This is a genomic window from Rubritalea sp., from assembly GCF_051252225.1.
In the GTDB taxonomy this organism is placed as follows: domain Bacteria; phylum Verrucomicrobiota; class Verrucomicrobiia; order Verrucomicrobiales; family Akkermansiaceae; genus Rubritalea.
In genome coordinates this window covers 162682-186057 of sequence record NZ_JBPOGE010000005.1, presented here as the reverse complement: position 1 = coordinate 186057, position 23376 = coordinate 162682, and the positions used below count along the sequence as shown (strand labels likewise).

14 protein-coding genes are annotated in these 23376 nt (G+C 47.7%); 2 read left to right on the top strand and 12 right to left on the bottom strand.

From position 1 onward, the window contains the following. The first annotated feature begins 43 nt into the window (after window positions 1-43). Window positions 44-2107: an ATP-binding protein gene (locus tag ACSHX2_RS07190; RefSeq protein ID WP_435691991.1), complete on the top strand. Its 2064-nt coding sequence runs from the start codon at window positions 44-46 to the stop codon at window positions 2105-2107. After that, complete coding sequence (locus ACSHX2_RS07185; RefSeq protein ID WP_435691989.1) at window positions 2104-2745, top strand: response regulator; 642 nt, start codon at window positions 2104-2106, stop codon at window positions 2743-2745. The genes ACSHX2_RS07190 and ACSHX2_RS07185 overlap by 4 nt, the downstream gene beginning before the upstream one ends. Before the next feature lie 10 nt (window positions 2746-2755). Here the strand turns inward: ACSHX2_RS07185 and ACSHX2_RS07180 are convergent, their stop codons facing one another. From ACSHX2_RS07180 to ACSHX2_RS07125, 12 genes are all read right to left on the bottom strand, one after another. Continuing rightward, window positions 2756-4258: a sulfatase family protein gene (locus ACSHX2_RS07180; protein ID WP_435691987.1), complete on the bottom strand. Its 1503-nt coding sequence runs from the start codon at window positions 4256-4258 to the stop codon at window positions 2756-2758. 160 nt (window positions 4259-4418) lie between these two features. Further along, window positions 4419-5519, bottom strand: a complete 1101-nt coding sequence (locus ACSHX2_RS07175) for a putative glycoside hydrolase (protein WP_435691985.1) — start codon at window positions 5517-5519, stop codon at window positions 4419-4421. 58 nt (window positions 5520-5577) lie between these two features. Continuing rightward, a complete protein-coding gene (locus tag ACSHX2_RS07170) occupies window positions 5578-6549 on the bottom strand; it encodes a prolyl oligopeptidase family serine peptidase (RefSeq protein ID WP_435691983.1) in 972 nt (323 codons plus the stop codon). 52 nt (window positions 6550-6601) lie between these two features. Further along, the gene (locus tag ACSHX2_RS07165) at window positions 6602-8983 is read right to left on the bottom strand and encodes a right-handed parallel beta-helix repeat-containing protein (RefSeq protein ID WP_435691982.1); all 2382 of its coding nucleotides are present in this window, start codon (window positions 8981-8983) and stop codon (window positions 6602-6604) included. Between the two features lie 289 nt (window positions 8984-9272). Further along, window positions 9273-9998: a PEP-CTERM sorting domain-containing protein gene (locus ACSHX2_RS07160; RefSeq protein ID WP_435691980.1), complete on the bottom strand. Its 726-nt coding sequence runs from the start codon at window positions 9996-9998 to the stop codon at window positions 9273-9275. 335 nt (window positions 9999-10333) lie between these two features. Further along, window positions 10334-11899: a sialate O-acetylesterase gene (locus ACSHX2_RS07155; RefSeq protein ID WP_435691978.1), complete on the bottom strand. Its 1566-nt coding sequence runs from the start codon at window positions 11897-11899 to the stop codon at window positions 10334-10336. 188 nt (window positions 11900-12087) lie between these two features. Beyond that, window positions 12088-13893 (bottom strand): sialate O-acetylesterase, encoded by a 1806-nt coding sequence (locus tag ACSHX2_RS07150; RefSeq protein WP_435691976.1) that lies wholly within the window; start codon window positions 13891-13893, stop codon window positions 12088-12090. A gap of 452 nt (window positions 13894-14345) precedes the next feature. Then, window positions 14346-15206, bottom strand: coding sequence for a hypothetical protein (locus tag ACSHX2_RS07145; protein WP_435691974.1), 861 nt, complete (start codon window positions 15204-15206; stop codon window positions 14346-14348). Window positions 15207-15267: 61 nt separating this feature from the next. Further along, window positions 15268-16806 (bottom strand): sulfatase-like hydrolase/transferase, encoded by a 1539-nt coding sequence (locus ACSHX2_RS07140; RefSeq protein ID WP_435691972.1) that lies wholly within the window; start codon window positions 16804-16806, stop codon window positions 15268-15270. 21 nt (window positions 16807-16827) lie between these two features. Continuing rightward, window positions 16828-19749: a right-handed parallel beta-helix repeat-containing protein gene (locus ACSHX2_RS07135; protein WP_435691970.1), complete on the bottom strand. Its 2922-nt coding sequence runs from the start codon at window positions 19747-19749 to the stop codon at window positions 16828-16830. A gap of 33 nt (window positions 19750-19782) precedes the next feature. After that, the gene (locus ACSHX2_RS07130; RefSeq protein ID WP_435691968.1) at window positions 19783-21366 is read right to left on the bottom strand and encodes a sulfatase family protein; all 1584 of its coding nucleotides are present in this window, start codon (window positions 21364-21366) and stop codon (window positions 19783-19785) included. Window positions 21367-21460: 94 nt separating this feature from the next. Next, window positions 21461-23014 (bottom strand): sulfatase-like hydrolase/transferase, encoded by a 1554-nt coding sequence (locus tag ACSHX2_RS07125; RefSeq protein WP_435691966.1) that lies wholly within the window; start codon window positions 23012-23014, stop codon window positions 21461-21463. Window positions 23015-23376 lie beyond the last annotated feature (362 nt).

The window sequence follows — 23376 nt, the reverse complement described above, 5'->3', positions numbered from 1 at the left end:
TTCCCCTCTGGCTAGGGCTCGAACTCCAGTCCTCTTTTCCAAAGTGGAAGCCTCATTCCATTCTGGGAAGCCATCTCGCTTAAAGGACACGATAAATGGTCAGAGTGATTCTTCCACCGGCTGGAGCGTTGGTGGTAATTTTAAATCACCGCAATGGATTATATTCACGGCTGAAAACCCCATTCAGGCAGACTTTATCGAACTATCGCTACACTTCATGTCAGGTCGCCCCCACGCCTCATTCGCATCTTTTAGTTTGAGTTATACGACTGACGAGACACCTAGCCAAGACGGTTCATGGGAACCTCTACCTCTGCTGAATTTCAGTGCCGCTACATCCAAACTCACAAAACATGAAGGCGATCGGCTCATGGCTGAAGAGGTATCCTACACGATAACTGGCCTTATTCCAGATGAAATCTATCGTATCAGTACACGCTTTCCTGGAGTGTCGGTCACTGGTTTTCGGATCAACACATTTCCAGTACTCCGCTCAATACCCCACTTTGATAAAACGATAGAATTACCTAACGTTCCTATCATGGCCTGGGCGCAAGATGGCAATTTCGTGCTGACAGAATTCCGCGCTGAAGTCATCTCGACCTCCACGAATGTAGCTCTCGGCTGCCCAGTGACTGCCACCCATCCTCTTTACAGTACGTACCGAAAGTTGGAGAAAGCAATGCTACCTGGGGCTCTTACTGATGGCTGGCCATCCACCTTAGCCCACCCCAACAAAGGAACTCCTACCGAAGATTTTTATTTTGAGATCGATTTAGGGAAACAGAGACAAATCGATCATCTAGGTTTACGCCAGCGTGGAGATATCCACGGGCTAAAACGTTTCGGTAAAATGTGGATAAAAATTTACGAGGAAAACCCTCAATCGGGAGCACCTCCAAGCTGGCAGATATTCAATCGTCCAGACGGTTCATTCCCGCCAATGGGAGCTGTTGACATATTACGGGCTAAAGACGGTGAAGGAAAATTTCGCGGACGCTATATCAGAATCTCAAGCGAGAATGAATCGACACAAGCTCCCATGCTCGCCGAGCTGGAGGTCTATGAAACACGCACTCCACACCTTGTCTCAGTAATGGTAGATGAGCAGAAACTAGAAACAGAAGACCCTCTGAGCATTCCTCCAGATGTCCAACGTATTAGCTTTCATCTAGACATACCTCAGATAGGCAGACCATTCGATACTCTCTATCGATGGAGACTCAGAGGCAGCGACAGAGATTGGCAACACGCTAACTCCTTAGAACTCGAAATCCCCTGCCCGCCAGCCGGTGCATTTGAACTAGAACTACAGGCCGCGCATAGTGACGGCACTTGGGACAGCTCCATCATGACCCTGCCCTTTTCGGTGAAAGCTAGATTCACCCAGACACCCGCATTCCTCTGGCTATTGGGATGCATGACCCTGCTCCTTGGTATTGCTTCTTCCTATTATTTTGGACAACTAAAGATCAAGCGACTGAAGGCACAAACTGCTCTTTCCGATGAGCGCTCACGCATTGCCAGAAACATGCATGACGATGTCGGAGCTCGCCTAGCTCAACTCACCGTCCTGCACGATGTTTTCTCCATGGAACATGAGCTACCGCCGGCAGCCCACAAAGATCTAACATCTTTATCTGGCTTCACGCGCGATGCGATCAATGCGCTCGACGAAGCGGTCTGGACGGTCAACCCACGTAATGACAAACTCCCAGCTCTGGCGACCTACCTGATTCAATATATCGACAGTTATCTTGCTCCCTTGGGAGTCACCTACAGGGTTGATAGTCCAAACACATGGCCAAATATCCCGCTGAGAGCTGGCACCAGGCATGAAGTAGCCCTAGCCTTCAAAGAATCCTTACAGAACATTATTAAGCACGCTGAAGCTACTGAGGTGATGGTCAGCCTGCGCTATGAAGATAAGCAATTCATCATCTCCGTAGCCGACAATGGCCGTGGCTTCACCCACCAATCATCTATACCCGGTCAAGATGGCCTCAGAAATATGGACCAACGCCTCAAGTCCGTTAACGGAACTTGTTACTGGTCAACAAATGAAACTGGTGGCACAACAGTTGAAATGAAATTAACCCTCTCATGAGCACACCTACACCTATCGTCTTAATCGAAGACAGTATCCCCTACGCTCAGGCCTTAGAAAAATTCTTTAACTTACCTGGAGTTGCAGTCGATTTTCGAGCTACCTATGGCAGCACTGAAGAAGCACTGAAAGAAATCCCTAAGGACCCACCCGCTGTCGCGCTCGTAGACATCAATTTACCTGGAGAGAATGGCATCGAGTGCATCACCCAACTCAAGCAATTGTGCCCATCAGTCTTGTGCATTGTACTCACCATGTACGAAGAAGACGACCTCATCTTTGATGCCCTCAAAGCAGGCGCCTGTGGCTACCTATTAAAACGTACTCCGCCCAAAGAGATTGCCCAAGCAATCCAAGACGCCAAGAACGGCGGATCGCCGATGTCTCCGCACATTGCCCGACAGGTTGTGAGCTTCTTCCACCAGCGGCCTACCCAACCCGAGCCTGAGGAAAGCCTCACCCCACGTGAACAGGATGTTCTCGACCACCTTATCAAGGGCATGCTCTATAAAGAAATCGCAGATGCATTAAATGTCAGCCTCGACACAGTGCGCAGCCATATCAGAAAAATCTACGGCAAGCTACAGATCCATTCACGCACTGAAATCATCCTTAAATACGGCAAAGGACAGAGATAAAAGCATAGAGCTAATTCCTCACCGGTGCACAGCGTTCACCATCAGTATAGCTCTGTAGTAAAGCGTTCATCGCAGATACTCTCTCAGGCTGCTCATTATACAGATTTTTCGTCTGTCGTGGATCGTCTTTAAGATTAAACAACAATCCTGGAGAGTCTTTGGCAAACGTCTGCAAACCAAAATGCTCAAGGTATGCCTTAGGTTCCGGCCTCATGGCTCCTGTCTGAGTATTTATAAACACCCAGTCTCCTTGGCGTAGCGCATATTTACCCTTATTCGTATTCTGCACCGTCGCAGCGCGCAGCGGACTAGAGTAGCCTTCACCTTTCAATACTGGCAGAATGTTATAACTGTCGATCGCATTCTCATTGCTAAGATCGTATCCAGTGATCTCGGCAAAGGTCGCAGCAAAATCCACCTGACTCACCACTTCATCCGAGCGAGAACCCGCTTTGATCTGACTAGGCCAACTCACAATAAACGGCACCCTGTGGCCACCTTCATAAAGGTCATGCTTCAACCCTCGAAAGTCACCTGAACTCCATTGATCAAATTTCTCGAGTCGTTCAAAAGCATGGTTCTCGGTCCCATTATCAGCAGTAAAAATAACGATGGTATTTTCTGCCAAGCCCTTCTTCTCCAGAGCATCTAACACCTTGCCGACCATTGCATCGGTCTCGACTACGAAGTCACCATAGTAGCCCGCCTTCGATTTACCGTGGAATTCTTTGTTAGGAACAATCGGGTAATGCGGTGAGTTAAATGCGAGATAAGCAAAAAAGGGCTTCTCTGCGCTCTGCTCTCCAATCCACTTCACTGTCTTGTCTGTGACTGTCGGTAAAATTTCATAAGGGTTCCAGCCCTCAGCCATCGGTCCTTTTCTAAATCCTCCACCACCAGCGAGTGGCTTGGATTTGATCACTGGCTTCGTCGGGATCGTCAGAAAGCGGTCATTTTCAATCCAGCAATACGGAGGGAAATTGATGGTACCATCGCCAAAGTAGTAATCAAATCCTTGGTCGATTGGACCTCCAGGAAACGGCTTGGACCAATCGTAGGATTCAGCCTTTGGATCCTTTGCCTTCACCCCAGGCTTACGAATGGCATCCCAATCCCAGCCCAGGTGCCATTTACCAAAAGCTCCAGTCGCATAGCCCTGCTCCTGGAACATCCGAGCAATGGTAAATTCACCGGGCTTAAAAACCGATGGTTCAAACGCATTCACAATTCCGTGAAAGCGCCGCCAATGGTGCTGCCCCGTGAGCAAGGAATAACGGCTCGGCGTGCAAATCCCAGACGAGCTATGCCCATCAGTAAAAGTCATCCCCTGACTTGCCAGACGGTCAATATTCGGTGTTTGAATCTTAGCCGCAGGATCTCCGTAGGAGACATCACCCACTCCCATGTCATCTGCATAGAGTATGACCACATTGGGTTGTTCAGTTCTCTGTTGAGCTTGAGCCACTGTTGCCAGAGCATATAAAACCACAATAGGTATAAGTGAAAATTTCATTATTGGTCTGGCTTGTTCTTTATAAATTATTGATCCGTAGCGCGAAGTTATTCTATGGGTGTTTCACCAATTCGACCATTCTCGCGCAGCAGTGATACCATACCTTTTTTGGCATCGTATTCTATCAACAGCGCCTTGGTTTGTCGGCGAAATTCCTAGATTAATCCGAATCTACAGCAGATTTCCAGACAATAGATGAGGTCTTATTTTCTAAATCAAGATCGACTGTGCAGAACTCAAACTCACGATGATAAGTGTGTCCTTTCTTCACGGCCTTGCCTAATGGCTTACCGATTTTTTTACCGAAGTCATCATGCCAAGTCATCAACGATGAAGAATTCCATAGATGATCTCCTTCATCAACCCAGCGAAAGTACGCTTTCTCATGTGCCACGATAAGATAAGCCGCATGGCTGAATTCGTGGGTTTTGCTCCAGCCGTCATGGGCTGAAAAACAGACAAACATTTTGTCGTTAGGTACCTGAAGGCAGGTATCGATCATCGTTTCACCAGCAGTCACACTGTCGCAGGTGTGGCGGAACCAGCTATCGATGAATACGCCATCCACATTATCAAGCATCTCAAGCCCGTCATACATGCCGTTGCGCTTCTGATTCAGAATAAATCCATTGATCAATCGAAACCCTGTCATCTTCGAGGTGATATAGGAAACGTTAGGCTTGTGCTTGCGAACAGCCGTGCGCCAGCCATCAATAAAGATTCCCTGCAGATCGCTCTTTTCACAGATGCTGTTTACCGTCTTCACGTACCAATCATTCTCAGCCTTGAGCGGAAGGTTCAAATGCGTCGGAACGCCTTTGTCATTCATTTTGAAATATTCCGGATGCTCCTTGAGCGCCTTATTCTCAGCTTCAAACCACTTACAGTAGGCAGCACTAATGCTATAGATCATCAGTGGCTTGCACCTTGGATTCTGCTTAATGAGACGTGTTGCTGTTAGAGCACTGGTTTTCTCATGAGATGGATCCGGATAAAGCGAGCGCATGTGCGGCTTCTCAACCGTGAAATATTCGAAGTGATTCTTTATCCATTCGTATTGCTCATCCGTAAAGTTACCGCCGCTATAGGAATGACCGTAAAGCCGCGTCTTGTTCCATTCTCCAGCATAACCAGGCTCAGCCTGAACTGCCGAGTTGGCGCATATGAATACGCTTAATACAGCGACCGAAAAGGTTGAGAGCAATCCCCTCATTCCTTTCGCTCGTCCGAAACCCTGCGGCCCTTGATTCTCTGATTTCATATCGCTTGTTTTTTACAATGAGGGGAAAGATATCTACTCGCTCCAACCTACTTTCAATTTATTGGTGATCCGCAAAGAATTGGATAGTTTGCTCAATAATTTTATCTCTCGATGGCGTCACCGTCCCCTCCACAGGTTTAAAATTATGCCCAGAGTTCTTCACAATGACGATCTCCACTGGCGCCTTGATAGTTTTAAGTGCCTCCTGCATGCGGTACGCCTGCTTCACTGGAATAGTCGTATCTTTATCGCCCTGAAACATCAGCAGCGCAGGGCTATCCTTAGTCAGATAGCTCACTGAACTCATCTCGCGATAGAGTTTATCTTTATCCTCAGCTTTTGCGCCACCGGACATAATTCTTCCGCCAAATCTATCTTTAAACTTCTCCCGGTCATCGTGGTTAAACAACTGAGGGTCTTGGAAATCACAAGGCCCATACCAAGAAACACCTGCGACGGTTTTATAAGAATATTCCGAAAGTTCAGGGTCACCCGGTAAACTGTCCTGTGGTGAAAGCAAAACCACTTGTGCCAATTGGCCGCCAGCCGAATCGCCAAAGGTGTAAATCCTGTTAGGATCAATTCCTAATTCTTTCTTGTAAGCTGAAATGTAACGAAGCGCATCCTTGGCATCGATCACACAATCACGCATCGCTGTATCTCCCCCTTTTGCAACTTTTCGGTATCCCACGGACAGCACACAGAAACCCTTCTTTAATAACGCCTGATGCACCGTCTTAAATGAGCCAGAACCAGCCTTACTCTTATCCCCAGCAGCCCATCCACCGCCATGTGTGAAAATGACCACTGGCTTGTCTTTACTGCTGTCTTGATCTGGGAAATAAAAATCGAATTGTACTGGGCCTTGAGGAGTTTGTTTGAAAGTGACATTCATCATTTTCTTCCCCGGACTCGCCATGCCCTTTTTAGCATTTCTAGCCTCTTCACCTATTAGGGGTTCAAGAGCGTGGACGTTCATCACGGCCGAAAGTGCGACGAGACTAGCAAGTGCTGGTTTATAAATTTTCATCAGGTATTTTTTAGTTCTAACAGTCGAAGGCTTATCTGTATTGATCTACCAGTTATAGCGAAGCCTTCACTTCGATCACTTGCTGATTCCGAACTACTCTACAGGTGACTGAGCCTTTAGCTCTAGCAATCAAGCGGTTGAAATCTTTCAACTTCACAACTTTTCGACCATCGACACCTTGAATTAAATCACCTTCTTCAAAGCCAGCTTTGGCTGCTGCTGAGTTCGACTTCACTCCTGAAAGAGCGACGCCTCCGTCTTCTTCACTCACACCGTAAGCTGAAAATGCCTCGCCCGATAGTTCAGTCAATGTAGCACCCAACCATTTCATATTCTTCGACGCAGCTATAGTTGAAACACTTTTTGCCATCTTGACATCAGGAATAACAGGCGTCCGCGCGATCGCTTTAAGCGTTGGCTTTTTGACCCCGAACTGATCCATTGGAAAATTCTTAAAGCCCACTTCGAAGGCGGGAGAGCCATCCTTCACACGGAAGTCACCATTGGCAGGATCAACGAACATCGGATCACCAAAGATGGAGTTTTCATCCCAACCCAAAGCTTGCGAGACTTTCATCACCGCTGATTCGTCTGCTGCGAAAAAATTACTATCCACACGCGTACCCTCCTTTGTTTTATTCACACGAACAGGGCGATGCGCTGACATAAAGATATTGGCATACACTTGGTCATTACTTCCGTCATACCAAACGTGTGGGGACAATCCGTTGTTCACGGTAATGTTATTCCATGCATGGCGACGGAAGCCTTCACGCAATTTCAAACCACGCGCCAACATCAAATTATTGTAGATATCATAGTTCGTCGAACCGTCATCGAGATCGATGTCCCAACCGTGATCACAACGCCAGCGGCTGTCACGAATCGTCGTCGTCTTCATCGCGTCTAAGAATGGAAGCTTTGGGTCTTTATCCACTGCGAGTTGAGAAGACTTCTGATCAGAGCGCCAGTAGCGATCACGTCCCCACGAGTTGAAAGACCCATGATCATGGGTCTCGAGAACTGTATCAAACACATCACAGCGCTCGATCAAATGACCGCCCCAAGTGCCTTCACTGATATTAATGCCGGCACGAGCCGTGTCGTAGATAGAGCAATCGCGCACAGTAATCCCCTGCGCCATAGAAATCTGCACACCGGCTGGTTGGCGCTCCACGCGGCCAATACCATGGATCAAACAGTCTTCTACCGCAGAGTCTGCGGGGTAGTTATTGGTCTTAGGACCGACCGTGCGGTCAATCTTCGATAGATCATTCCTCTCGCCATATTCGAACAATGGATCACGCACTGCATTAGGGTCGCCGACGAAGCAGACGCCACTGGCTCCCGCATCGTGAATATGGCAACCTTTGACAAGGACATTGCGGTTGTAGTTGCTTGCAAAAATCGCGTTACCGCCGACTTGGTCAAACTCCGTATCCAGGATTTGGATATTCTCGGTGCCTGTTAGAAAGAACGCACCTCCACGATAGATCGCCCAGTCCGAGCGCAAGAGCTGCTCCTTCACATCCATGAATGTACGAGCCGCATGGCGCACCACAAATCCTTGCAATGTGATGTTTTTTACAGGCTGTTCTTCTGATCCTTCAAACTCGACTAAATGACGTAAGCGTACGACTTCGACCTTGGCCGATTTGATGTCAGCTCCAGCCGCGGGCTTGTAATACAAAGTGTTCGTTTTGGCATTGTGATACCACTCGTGCTCCGCATCCAGTTCTTCAAAGATGTTTTCCACCATCCGGTAATCTTTATGCATCCCCATCTTCCGGTTGTTTTGCCAGCCGCCCTCATAGCTCACTCCGCCTTTCGTATCCTTACCAGTAATGAGGTAGTGATAACCGCCCCATTGCTTAACGTGCATCGCGTGGATATAGCCGCCAGTCGGATCAGCCCAACCCGCAGCCCGCTCTTTGGAAAAAGCATCCGCCGCATACCCCTGATAAGGTTCAGCCTTTTTCGCCGCATCGTAGTTCGGATAGCGCGCCATCCGTTGCTTGCGACCATCGATAAAGACCTGGTCGATCTCTAAACCTGCGGGAGTCTGCGCTCTATAAATACCGTTCTCGTAAGGCTGCCAAGACAGTTTGAGCTCTGAACCACCACTGAGCACCGCGCCTCCTTCATTAAAGGATTTGTAAACAACTGGATGCTTTTTTGTCCCAGAGTCTTCAGCTGTGAAAACAAGTGTCTCAGGAAGATGATAGGTTCCATCAGCCACATGGACCGTGACCGATTCTTTCCCCACAAACGCACGCGCTTTTTGCTTCGCCCCAGCAAGTGACGCTAAAGGCTGGCCCTTCAGCCCGCTATTAGTGTCAGAGCCGTTTGGAATCACATAGAGATCCACAGCGTGTGCGGAAGTCAGGCATACGCCAAACATAAGAGAACGGAAAGTTGGTGAGTGTATCTTCATGTCATTTAAAAAGTTTCAGGTAATGGTATCTAGCTGTAGATTGGCCATTTTTTGGCCATTCATGCATAGCTTTAGATTCAATGAGCCCTTGATGAATCCTATTTCTATCAGACATTGATAGTACTCTCCTTCTTGGAAGTGATCTATCATTATGCATTTACATATTGCGCAAACATCTTTGCGCATTTCCCCACTTACAAGAGATGCTCAGAATAGAATCATTCTTTGACATAAAAAAGGATAGTGCGAATTCCTCGCACTATCCTAACAAAAAAACTAACAACGCCTACTAACCATTACGGCGGCGTCGAGCAAGAAGTCCAAAACCGCCGAGCCCAAGCAAGGCAAGAGAACTAGGTTCAGGAACAGCACGCAACTGAATGGCATTGAGCTGACGGGCATTTGAAGTATAAGTAAATGTCTGCGTCTCTGCATCCGCCGTAAAGGTGCCAGTAATGAACTGTCCTAAGCCAGCATTCGTACTTGCACCCGCAGTATTGTAATCCACCACAATAGACGTTCCCTCGATAGTTGCTTGCCTAGGTATAGTATCCATATCAGAACGACTTCTGGCATCATTGATCCAGAATTGAACTTCATACTGCTGATTTAAGCTTAGCCCATTCAAAGTAAGGGAAACCACTGCGTTATTTCCGCCAGTAAAAGCACCACTCTCAAGGATGTCCTGATAGTTCGCAGAAAGACTGCTAAAAGCACTTCCACCAGTACCATTCCCAAACGCCGTAGCATTAGCAGAAGTAAGACCAGTGAAGGTCAAATCCGTATTACTTGTGTTTAGACCAGTAAAAGTCACACCATTTACTTCATCAGAAGCTCCAGAATTACCTAGACTGTAGGCCCATACAGCACCTCCATTTGTGGAAACATTGCTATCACCACTAATGTCAGTGCCGGATGGATCCCAAGAGATCGTCGCAGCATGTGCCGCGGGAAAGGTTAATAGGCAAGTGGCAATAGCACTTGCACAAATTAGGGGGTGTCTAGTATATTTCATAGGTCTCTGTGTGTATAGTTATCCTTAGTTTTAGGTTTATGAGAAATGAAGAATCTCATGCATCAGATTAACCTTTTTAGAAAAAATCGGTCAACACTCCACCACGTCACACATCATTACAAAAAACGACACTTATGACATTATTCACAACACCGACCATAGTCATCACCACAACTCTGAAGTAGATTTCCTGTGAAATTTATTCACTGATTTCGCCAGCATTGGTTAGGATTTTCGTGCCTAACATATCTGAGAAAACTTAAGCAACAGTCCGATCTAACCTAGGTAAGACGATTAAATCCATGTAGTGCTATTATATGGCTCACTAGTTTTCATCACTGGCTAACAGCTTCATTAAAAGAAAATGCAGGCCAGCCATTTTTGTCGCGCAGGTTTTGTTCTGCGATGTTGTTCCAGGCCATGCGGATGAACTGAGGGGCTTTCACATCTGGGCTTGAGACAATTATCTGATCGCCGTCGATTTTTGCTTGAGCCACGACAAACACTCCATCAGCCCCGGCAAGCTCAAACCAGTTAGGCGCCTCACCATCAGATGTTTCAAGCCCTTGATCAATGTGATCAAAAGAGACCTCCACCTTATTACCAGCTAGAGTTGCGTTCTGAAAACGTGGCCCGGTACAGACCATATCTTTCCCGTAGTCATGTTTTAGAGCTAGGGCAGCGAGACGATCTCCAACCGTCTTCTTATGGGTAGGATGCACATTCTTCACATCGCCAGAAACCGTGTCTGAAATGTTAATGACATCGCATCCTTCAATCTCTTTTGCTGCTTTATATTGAGCTGACACCACAGAATCATAGATCGCTTGGGGACCTATTTGTTTAGGGTTTTTGTGCCCATAGTTATAGGGAGCCATCTGAACTAAGTAGAATGGCATGTCAGGAACATTGAAAACTTTAGACCAACCACCTGTTAAAGCTTTCAACTTTTGAAAATAGTCTGTGCTCGTCACATTGCCTTCCCCTTGATACCAGATCACACCTTTCACAGCGAAAGGTACCAGTGGTGCCACCATTCCATTATAGATGGCGTTCGTCACAGAAGACTTTGGAACTTTCATGTTAGCTGAAACCATTCGGTTCTTCTCGACAGATGTCTGAGCCGCAGCGCGCCACTGAACAATATCTTGTGCAAGTTGATCACGGACTGTGATAGCTTCAGCTTCCTGGTCGGCCTTTACTTTACGATAGTCAATGCCTTCCATCTCATAGCCTTCATCTGCGATCCAAACTTCAATCGAGGTACTCCCCCAAGAGGTATCGATCACCCCAACAGGCATCTGCAGTGCTTGCTGCAGCTTCAGTCCAAAAAAGTATCCTGCTGCTGAGTGGCTGTCATAGGTCCGAATCTTCCCCGCTTCCATCTGATTGATAAAATAGGATCCAACGCTCCAATATCCAGCTGTATCTGACAATGCCAGTGAGCTCTGAATCTTCGGCGCCACACAGAACATTCGTAGCAACTTGTTGTCGATTTGAGCTGAAATCAGCGCCTGCTCCTCTGGAACAATCGCACCAATACTGAACTCCATGTTAGACTGGCCGGAGGCAATCCACACTTCGCCCACTAGGACATCATCGAGCGTGAGCGTGTTCTTGCCCTTGATAGTCATCACCTGCGGCTGAGCTGAGACCTTAAGCGGATCCAGAGTCACCATCCACTTACCATCGGACGCTGCAGTTGCGCTCTTCGTCTGTCCGGCGAAAGAAACGCTCACTTTTTCTCCAGTATCAGCCCAGCCCCATATTGGGGCTTTGGTTCCATGTTGCAGCACCATTTGGCTATTGATAATCGCTGGCAATTTCACATCAGCGACCACCAACGAGGCCATCAGCAGAGTTATTATGGATATTGAGTAGAACTTCGGTTTTAGGTGCATTGATGAACTTATGATTTAATAAATTATTTTAAGCAGAGCAGATCCCAAAGTTACTTCAAGAACGCCACAGATTTGGGGACATCTGAAGCATCCTCATACATTCATCGGATGATTGACAGCTGAAACTCCCACCTAGTTTAAGCGATTGAGAACAGCAAATAGAAATGGTAAATGTAATTCTAACATCTTCACTGGACTCGTATAACGCGAAAGAATGAAGAGTCCTCCGTTGTAGAGACCTCCACCTCATAAGGAGTTTCGGACAATACTTCTATATCGGCAACCTCGACCCAATCGGAGCTAAGCAAGTTAATAGACTTTTCAACTTGGTAGTGACCTCCCAAAGGAGCCAAAAACGATAGTGTCCCAACATCACCCGATAAGGACAACCCACTAATCTCCAAGTCAGGAAATACGTCGTTAATAGCATCAAACCAAAGGTTCGCGTGCGCCACAAGACCGTCGGCGGTAAAATGCGCACCGTCACGGTATTCAATACCCAAGGTATCTGTAGTGGCACCTGCAAAAACTAAAGAATCATCAGCTGCCACCTGACGCTGCGCAGCAGGAACATCCAGGTCATCATATGGGTATGAAACCTCTGCTACCCCCCACGGCACATCCCAACCCGCATCTACCCGAGAAGCATCAATCACGGCCTCAAGACGAGCTGCATAGACCGCTGTCGAGGTGTCCACACTAGGATCAGCATCGTGCTCACCTTGGTGCCAAAGGACGGCCTTGAATCCGTTTACGCCAAAGGACTGCACTGCTGTTTGCAGATTAGGATAGTTATCATCGCTGTCTGGCATCCAGCTTTCAACAGAGGAACTTCCGTCTCCAAGCGAAACAAACCCGATTGGCACATCTTCGCTTGCGGCCAAAAGATCGCCCAGCGCCGGCCAAGGGGAACCATTTCTCCCTGGAAATGCGGACGGGTTCTCAGGGGCATCCTCGGCGTGCTGCCAGCTGCCTGAAGGGAGTCCGAAGTACGACACCCTATCATCGGCGGCTGATGGTCGTCCCTCCCCGAAATTCGCGGAATTGGACTGACCGCAGACAATATAAATATCACCAACTCCAATGTGGTCCACCCCGACCTCGTCGAGGACATTGCTGCCATCGAGCAAGCGGAGTTCCAATTGATACCAGCCGGCCTCAACATCAAGCGTCCCGGAATAATCTGTCTCGGCGGGAGACGCGTCGATGGTCACCCAGTCGGTATCCGTTCCATTGCCGTTGATTGCAACAACACGGGCTTGAATCTCTGTTCCATCTCCTAAAAGAGAACCCGAAAGCGGAAGCGAAGCCTGATCGGTCCAGTCCCGCTGCACGATTTGTCGATTGATGAGCGAACTGAGTTCAATCGAACCAGTGCCAGTGGGATCTGCCTCGGTGAGGCGAACGTTATCCACTTCAAGAGCATTACTTGAACTGGCGTCAACCGTCCCAATGTAAATTTGTAATATACCACTATCGCCCTCCTGCGCAGTGTATACCAACTCGACGTCAGTGAAAGTTCCATTGGCTGGAGATACTGTGCTACTTTCCGTCGCCACCTCAACTCCACCAGCTAACAAGCGAAGATCATAGCCTGCAAACCCCTGACTCGAGCCAGTGTCGCGATCGCCCACGGCGACAGTCAGCTTGTATTGCTTCCCCACCACGATACTGTTGCTTAAGGTCTGCGTGACAGATCGAACCGAGTTGCTGAAAATAAACAACACCTGTTTTCCATCCATGTCGCCAAGCGTCCCGCCACTACTATTTGTGTCGATGACATCAGGGCTCGTATAGAATTCATTACTCACATTGAGCCAGCCGATGGTGCGACCGGACTCCGTCCACCCCGTCACCACACCTGAACCGAGCTCCCCATCGACACCTGCATCATCTTCAAAACTATGGTTGATGATGGAGATCGGGGCCGCCATAGCGACTCCAGCAAGCAGGGTCGTCAAAGTAATCGTCCCCAAGATTTTATGTTTCATCATGCTCCTCTCGATATTTCTGATCGCAGGCGAGGTGCGCCCTACTTTTTGCGATCTGAAAAATCTTTGTAAGCCTAAGCCCCACGTAGCAACACGAGAGCTGAACTTGAGTATTGGATTTATCATAAAGCTATAATTACTATGTTCGATCACCTTTGATCTAGAATTATTTAGAGCGCAATACATCCCGAAGCTGTTTCAAACCATCAACCAATCCAAGTGTAACCGACCCATCCCCATATATTCCTTCTGATAAAGCCTTCAGTCACCACTCAATTGTATTCAAGTTATTCCCTTTCAGAGACAACCAAAAACTCATTTAAATCATGTAAGCATCCTTAAACCCAGATTCATACTGACCAAGATTACCCGAAACGACATTGATTAGAGCAAAAACTAAAAAGAGAAGAGCATACTTTTACCATCTTAGAGGCAGCGCTGGTCGCGAATTTGAACTACTTTGAGTCCAATCCGTCAGCAACCCCTGAATGTTTCCGAATAAACTCCAGCACCGGGGTCGGATCTTTCATTCCATGCGTGTGCCCTTTGTCCTCTATGATCACAGTGATATCACCACCGAGCGCCCTATAGCGCTTTTCCATAATCGCATCGTTCTCTTCGTAAGGAACTGCTGCGTCCTTACTTCCACAAACTATCAGAATCGGAACACTAGCCTTAGCCAATGGATCCAGCATCTCAATCGGGCTATCTTTGGTCTTTAAAGCTTCGTCATCACTAGTGTAACCGTAAGTTTTCTTAAAAAGTGCCCACGATTTCGCATTGCCATTGCCAGTCGAATCATTACCAGGAACAAGTTTACCAGCTGGCCAACTCATGACATTGCAAACTCCGTTATCCACATAGATGCTCTCCACCTTCTGCGGATTTTCCGAAGCCCAACGGAAGAGCTGTAGCGTTCCCTGGCTCATCGATGCCATAGAACACTTTTTCGAAAAACCGTACTCGTTTGTCAGTAATTCATACGCGGCATCGATATTCTTGTTACCGCTCGGATGGCCTGAGACATCACCATGCACCAGCACCACGTGGAATCCCTGCTCGACCAGTTTCAGATCGGTCTGATGGAACTGCGGAATAGCATCCCAGAAAAGGCTGCGCCAGAGCCAAGGCTTTCCCTGAGCAGCATTCTTCGGACAGATCACCGATACCGGCACACCCTGAGTCTCAAATTTATAACGGTCAAATCCGTGGAAGCCAGTTTTCTCTCCAGGAAAGGTGTTCCCTCCCACTGACGCGTGAACGCTAAGCGGTAACAATACCGCAATAAACCAAAGGGCAATGAGTCGTTTTATCATAAGGTGCTGAATCTGTATTTTCTGAAAAAAGCCCCCCCCATCGATTGACCAACTCTCAATACTATTTGGGTTCAGCTGCGATAAAATCAGCTGTCCGTTTTCTCAAATCAGCTAGGACAGTGGCATATTCTGGATTAGAAATAAGGTTATTCTGCTCGTGTGGATCCGCCTCCATATCATAGAGTTCTTCAATGACAGGAGAGTGCTCGTTGTAGCTAAAATATTTATAGCGCTCTGTCCTGACGCCTCGTGAGCGATACGATTTATTATCTGCGATGATGCGTGCGTTTATTTCGGCAATATTAGCTGGCACGCTTTTCGAGTGAAGACTCCCGATGAAAAGGCTTTCGATATAAACCGCATCGCGCCATTGTTCAAGATCTTGAGTTTGCTCAATCACTGGAACGAGATCAAGCCCCTGCATGCTATCTGGAATGTCCAATCCAGCATACGAGACGATGGTCGGCGCGACATCGACTGAAGACATCAGCGCAGACTCACGGCGACCTCGATCTTTTTTCGCCACGCGACCGTCAAATACGATGAACGGAGCTTTCACAGACTCATCATAGAGAATCGCCTTATCATAGAGGCCGTGAGATCCATGGAAACGCCCGTTATCACTGGTGTAGATGATCACTGTGTTATCGAGCACACCCATTTTTTCAAGCTTTTGGACCAGTCGGCCGACTTGCTGGTCGACACTGTATCCTTGTGCGGCAAAACGTCGGACTAATTTTTGATAAAGCGCTGGCGTTGATGTTCTTTGCTTGTGCATAGGAACCCCGCGCCAATTATCCAGCACCTTAGGTAGTTTTGTATTTCGACCTTCCACCCAGTTTTCAGGAACACTAAAATCATAATCGCTGAACTCAGCTAAATCGGGAGGATACACATCGTTCTCTTTGTCATTCTTAACCGCAAAGAAACTAACCGAGAGGCAGAATGGCTTATCTTTTGGCTGAGTCTCAAGAAAGTGCAGCATCGCATCACCAGTTTTTAGAGTACGCTCCTTAGGTGAACGTTTAGGGCTGTAGATTGCTTCCATCTTTTTATCTTTAGGCCATGAGGCGAATGCACCACGGAAGTGCACTCCCGTTCCAGCAAAGAAATCAAAGTAGGGTGAGAGTTCTTTTTGCAGGTTATAACCGGTTACATTCCCCTTTCGCTCATAGGCTTCATCTGTCACTGGAAATCCAAACTTCCCAATAAAACCAGTCCGGTACCCCGCCTCTTTGAGCATCGCAGGATAGGTCTTGTTAAAATCTGATTTGGAGAACGTGTAGTTATACGGATGCGAGAACCCGACTTTGTGATTCGATAGATATCGCCCAGACATCATGGTCACACGACTCGGTAGACAAATCGCTACAGCGTAGTAAGCATTATCAAAAATGACACCTTCGTCAGCAAGACGGTCAATATTCTCAGTTCTGAACTCAGGTCTACCGTAACAACCAAAATTGTCCCAGCGCTGGTCATCTGTCATCAAAAAGACGATATTAGGCTTGTCTGCCGTATGCTCAAGTGACTGCTCCGCTTGAGCAAAAGAGCCAAACAAAACAGACAGAAAGAGTGATGCTATTCTAATAGTTCTCATAATTTTAATTTTTGTATCCTACTATTGAGTTTCGACTGCGAGTTCTTGAAATGCAGTATTTTCCCCATCCCCAGCGGAACTGACTGGAGAAACTGCCCAGACGATCCAGCGGAATTCACCTAAGTTTTTGCCATCGAGGGCCTGCACAGATGCGGCGAGATAGTTCTCCTTGGTTGCTCCTGTATCGATAGTACCAATCGGCGTGTAGGCATTGAGGTTCCAGCCTGGATCAGTTTCTGAGTTACTACCATACACAGTCAGCTTTTGCGCGCCACGAGTCTTACCCATGTTATATGACCAACTCGTGACCGAGCTCACAGGCAGCACTTTACCCAGGTCCATCTTGTAGGCTCCGTTTTGTATACCATTGCCAAAAACTGGTCCAAAATTCCCTACAAGTTTACCGTCAGTTAGCGTAGCCAGTGACTCGTTGCCATTTTTCTTATTAGAAACAACGACGAGCTTCGACGCGCTGGGCACTGGTAATGTTGAAAACCCATCTGGGATCGAAGACGTTTCGACTTCGATAATGCTTGAGCGCACGACCTCCAGCTCGATTACCTGCTGATCACGCACCACTTTTAACTTAAGCGATTTGTTCTGAATCGAAGATAGCACCTTGAAAAATTGAGCGCTATTTTTCACAGCTTTGCCATTCACAGCTTGTACCAGATCGCCCTCTTTCAGCTCAGTTTTCGCAGCGGCTGAGTTCTTAGGAATTTCGATCAAAGCAACACCGCCCTCATCCTGACTAACTCCATAAGCGGAAAACTCGACACCAGACAGTTCGCTGATCGAGGCCCCCATCCAGGTTGCCGTCTGCGGAGCAGCCTGACTCTTCTTGCCTTTCCTCAGCGGAGAGCCGCCCACAACCGCCTTTAGTACTGGAATCACAGGTGTCCGTGCAATCGCTTTGAGCGAGGGCTTTTTCACCCCGAACTGATCCATCGGAAAATTCTTAAAGCCAACTTCGAAAGCAGGCGAACCGTCTTGTACGCGGAAATCTCCCTTAGCAGGATCGATAAACATCGGATCACCAAATAGGGAATTCTTATCCCAGCCAGTTTTACTGGAAACGCGCATCACCCCTACTTCATCAGTATCGTAAAAGTTTTCATCCACCCTTGTTCCATCCACATAAGGCGTAGTCATACGAGCAGGACGGTGTGGTGCCATAAAAATGTTAGAATACACCTGATCTTTACTGCCCTGATACCAAACGTGCGGATGAAGCCCGTTGTTCACTGTGATGTTATTCCATGCATGGCGACGGAAACCCTCACGCAGTTTCAAACCATTATTGAGCATCAGGTTGTTGTAGATGTCGTAATTCGTCGAACCGTCATCGAGGTCGATATCCCAACCATGATCACATCGCCAGCGGCTATCACGAATGGTGGTTGTTTTCATGGCATCTAGAAATGGAAGACTAGGCTCCTTATCGACCGCTGCTTGTGTAGTCTCCTGGTCAGAGCGCCAGAAGCGATCGCGTCCCCAAGAGTTAAACGAACCATGGTCATGCGTTTCTAAAACTGTATCAAACACATCACAGCGCTCGATCAAGTGACCACCCCAGGTGCCTTCACTGACATTGATACCAGCACGTGCCGTATCGTAGATCGAGCAATCACGCACGGTAATCCCCTGCGCCATAGAAATCTGCACGCCAGCAGGCTGGCGCTCCACGCGTCCAATGCCGTGAATCAGGCAGTCTTCCACGGCGGAGTCAGCTGGATAGTTATTTGTCTTAGGTCCCACTGTGCGGTCAATTTCAGAAAGATCATTCCGCTCGCCATATTCGAATAGCGGATCACGGACGGCACCCGGATCACCAACGAAGCAGACGCCACTGGCTCCCGTGTCATGAATGTGGCAGCCTTTGACGAGGACATTACGATTGTAATTGCTTACGAAAACTGCATTGCCTCCGACTTGGTCGAATTCTGTATCTAGGATTTGAATACCTTCGGTACCAGTAAGTAAAAAGGCGCCACCTCTATAAATGGCCCAATCCGAGCGTAAGAGTGGCTCTTTGACATCCATAAACGTACGGGCTGTATGACGCACCACAAATCCCTGAAGTGTGATGTGCTTCACTGGCTTCGACTCTGAACCTTGAAATTCAATAACGTTACGTAAGCGCACTACCTCGACTTTTGCCGAGTTAATATCAATTCCAGCCTCTGGCTTGTAATAAAGGGTATGAGTCTTGGCATTATGATACCACTCATGTTCAGCGTCCAGTTCCTCGAAAATGTTCTCCACCATGCGATAGTCCTTATGCATGGTGCTCTTGCGGTTATTCTGCCAACCACCTTCAAAAGTCACCTCACCTGAAGTGTCCTTTCCGGTAATAAGATAATGGTAACCACCCCAACGCGAGCGATGCATCGAGTGGATATAGCCACCAGTCGGGTCAGACCAGAGAGCCGCACGCTCTTTGGAAAACGCATCCGCGGCATATCCCTGATAAGGTTCGGCCTTCTTCGCTGGGTCGTAGTTCGGATAGCGCGCCATCCTCTGCTTGCGGCCATCGATAAAGACTTGGTCGATTACCAGACCAGCAGGCGTTTGTGCTTTATAAATCCCATTCTCGTATGGCTGCCAAGACAGTTTAAGCTCGGAGCCGCCGCTAAGAACTGCGCCGCCCTCATTGTTGGACTTGTAAACCACTGGGTATTCTCCCGTCCCCGAATCCTTAGGTGTGAAGACGAGCGTTTCGGGTAGGTAGTAGACTCCATCAGCAACATGTACTGTGACGGCTTCTTTGCCCGAAAATGCACGTGCTTTCAGTTTGGCTCCAGCGAGTGATGCCAATGGTTGCCCCGAAAGGCCGCTATTAGAGTCCGAGCCGATTGGGCTGACATAGAGATCCACAGCATGTGAGGAAGTCAGACAAGCCCCAAACAGCAGGCAAGAGAGTATCGATGAATGATTTTTCATAAAAAAAACGTGAGGTGTCGCGAAAATCTAGAATTACTTAGCTACGTTGCCTTTCCACAACTTGATCTGATCGGCAGGAATGTCATTCTCTTGTTTAGGGCCTGAGGTGCTGCGACCGTTGCCGATGTCTTCCTTAAGCAGTGCCATCAGTTGCTCAACAACTTCTGGGTTTTTAAGATAGAGATTATTCTGCTCACCAGGATCCGCCTCCAAATCGTAGAGCTGAGCTTCAGGCGCGTCGTCAACTTTCGCCAGGGCCTTTTCTGTCGGAGCAGTCCAGCCAGCAGATCCTTTGGCTAACAAGAGTTTCCATTTTCCCTGACGGTATGCAAAATGCCCACTCACACTGTGATTGATGATTCCTTTGCGTGAAAATTCGGTCGGCTTTCCAGTGAAGATCGGCAAGATGCTTTCACTATCTTCGCCAGCATTCACAGGTAGTTCCTTACCAAGCATTTCAGCACAGGTCGCGAGCATATCAGTCTGGCAAGTGAGCACATCGGATACGCTGCCCGCCTTGATAACCTTAGGCCATTTTACGAGGAAGGGAACGCGATGACCGCCCTCCCAAAGATCAGCCTTGGAGCCTCTGTATTGCGCACTAGCGAAATGCCCATGGTCTTCCAATTGCTTAAAATTGGCTGCTTTAGAGCAACCATTATCACTGGTCACGATCAGCATCGTGTTCTCGGAAATTCCTTTCTCTTCTAGCGCCCTGACCACCTGCCCGACGATATCGTCAGTCTGCATCATGAAATCACCATAACGACCGATACCACTTTTTCCCTGCCACTTTTTGGAGGGAACAATAGGTGTATGCGGCGATGGCAATGGCATGTAGATAAAGAATGGCTTGTCACTCTTATACCCGGAAATGTATTGGACGGTTTCCGCTACTAGTTCGTCTAGCACATCAATTGCCTCAAATTCCTCGGTAGCCGGCCCTGGGCGCCTAAAAGCTTTAACGTATGTGCCTTCTCCGACCCAATTACGGTCACGAATCCAAACGTAAGGAGGAAAGTCCAACGACGCGGTGATGCCGAACCAAGAATCAAATCCGAGATCTACCGGTCCGCCTTGAATCGTCCCCTTCCAATCGATATTAGAAAGTTCAGCGGGAGGAAAAGCACCCTTCCCCATCTTCTGTTTAATACCTGCTGCAGGCTTCGCCGGTTTCCCGTCAATCGTAGAAATCTCTAGACCCAAGTGCCACTTACCAATCATCGCTGTGTTATAACCATTGTCACTGAGGAAGCTCGGCACAGTCATACGAGTCGTAGGAATCAGTGGTAAATCATAACCATCGAGCACGTGCTCTTGCTTCCATGTGCGCCAATTATAGCGACCAGTGATGATACCATAGCGTGTCGGAGTGCAGACAGATGAGGTAGTGTGGGCGTCAGTAAAGATCATGCCATCCTTCGCGACTTGATCCATGTGCGGAGTGGCTATCTTGCCTCGCTCGGGATTAAGGATCTGCACATCGCCGTATCCCATATCGTCTGCGAGGATATAGATAATATTAGGCATCTTTTCCTGAGCCATTGCCTGTGAGCCTATGACCAAGAGAGCAACGCAGGCGCTCACTATTGATTTGGATTGCGTAAGAGATTTCATTTTCATGCTTAATTTAAGTTTTTTGAAGGGAATCGTATCCCGATGTATGAACTGATAGAAGTCAGCTTGGTGATAGCTCGTGAATATTAAAACACTATTTACTCATAAATATTTCATAAGCCTCAGAAACATCCACGGGATCTCCCATTTCATCCTGTAGTATTTGGTACTCGCTAAAGAGAGTATTCATCAATTCAACAGGTCGATTCTTACCCTCGGCCAGATCTTTCGTTTCGTATGGGTCATTCACAATATCGTAGAGGCGAACCACCTGGATCGTTGGATAGATGATCATCTTATATTTATCATTCCGATACATGCGCTGCGCACCGAAATAAGCGCCGTAAATAGCATCATAACCACTCTGCTTTATTTTACCTTCGGCAAGGGGAAGAAGATTCTGAAACTCGACTTGCTTCGGCTTTTTAAGACCAGCAATCGCAAGTGAAGTAGCCATAGCATCTTGAAGATAAATAGGAGCATCCACAGTGCTGTCAGCCGGAACGCTAGGACCAGCCATCAGGAATGGTACCCGCATACTGCTATCATACATATTCTGCTTACCTAAGAACCCATGGTCACCCACTGCCAGACCGTGATCCGCAGTGAAAAAGATGTAAGTATTATCCGCTTTTCCAGAAGCTTCTAAAGCATCTAGAATACGACCAATCTGCGCATCCATGTGCGTGATCAGCGCATAGTATTCCTGACGCGTCACCTTGATGGAATGCTCAGTGCGTGGAAAGGGAGCGGTTCTTTCATCGCGTAGTCCACGCCCAGCACCAGCAGCCTCGTTATAAGGATACTCTGGCAAAAAATTGACCGGAACCTTCAATGCGTCGACATCATACATATCCAGATATTCCTTAGGTGCCTGCCTTGGGTCGTGCGGAGCATTAAAAGCTAGATACATAAAAAATGGCTTATCGCTCATCGCGGCTTGCTTAAGAAAAATCTCACCATCGTCTGCCAGAACTTCACTCCAGTGCTTGCCTCCCAGCCAGAAACCGCCTTCGGATTCATCGTAGGACCAGCCGTCTGGCTCTCCTGGAATAAAATCCCGCTTATATTGTTTCTTGGCTCCTCCCGGCATTCCACCGCGAACATGGAGAGTATGGTCAAAAAGTTTCTCAGCTTTAGACCCTGACACATGCCACTTACCAGCAAAGTAGGTTTCATAACCCGCTTGCTTCATCCACTGCGACCAATAGCCGTCAGACGAACGACTATCGACTGTGTATTTCGCCTGATCCTTCGGAGCATTCGGATCCTTCGAGTTATTTCCTTTCGGAGAAAGCTCAGCAGCATTCCAGACGAATGCTCCAGTATTAAGCATAGTGCGGCTCGCCACACAGACAGCAGGTGTATACGACCCCATGTTATACGCGTGCGAAAACAATGCGCCTTGCTCGCGTAGGCGATCTAAGTTCGGTGTTTTCACCTCACTACCTTCTAGGCAGCCAAGGCTCTCCCACATTTGATCGTCCGCAAAGAGAAAGAGAATGTTTGCTTTCCCCTTCTCAGCCCCAAGCTGCTTGGATTTTGACGGAGAAGTCACAGCCTGAGCTGAACTACAAAGACCAACAACTCCGATAGTAAATAGGATCAAGACTGTTGAGACAGCTTTTGTAAATGGGTTTAAGTTCATACCTAGTTATTTGATGACATTACTTTGACCTCCATCGCTGCACACCCCCCGTTTAGTGGATACCACCCTGATTAACCTATGAATTTAAACCCTTTTAATAGATTAGTAATCTTAGTTCTGCAGAATTGGCACCCAGCGGCTATGGTCAGCACCGCCTGAGAATAAAACGAAAAGGCTCTAACTCTACTCCTTAGTTACCATCGCTTCCCTCTACAGAAAGATGGTAATCAACAGAAATAACAAACTGCTCAAGTAGCAGAGTCAGAACCCAAAAATTAGCTGAAGCACATTTTAAACACCTATCTGTCGCTAAGTGTTTCGCACTCTCTGAAGAGAAATATTCAATAAAAGCACTTTTTTAG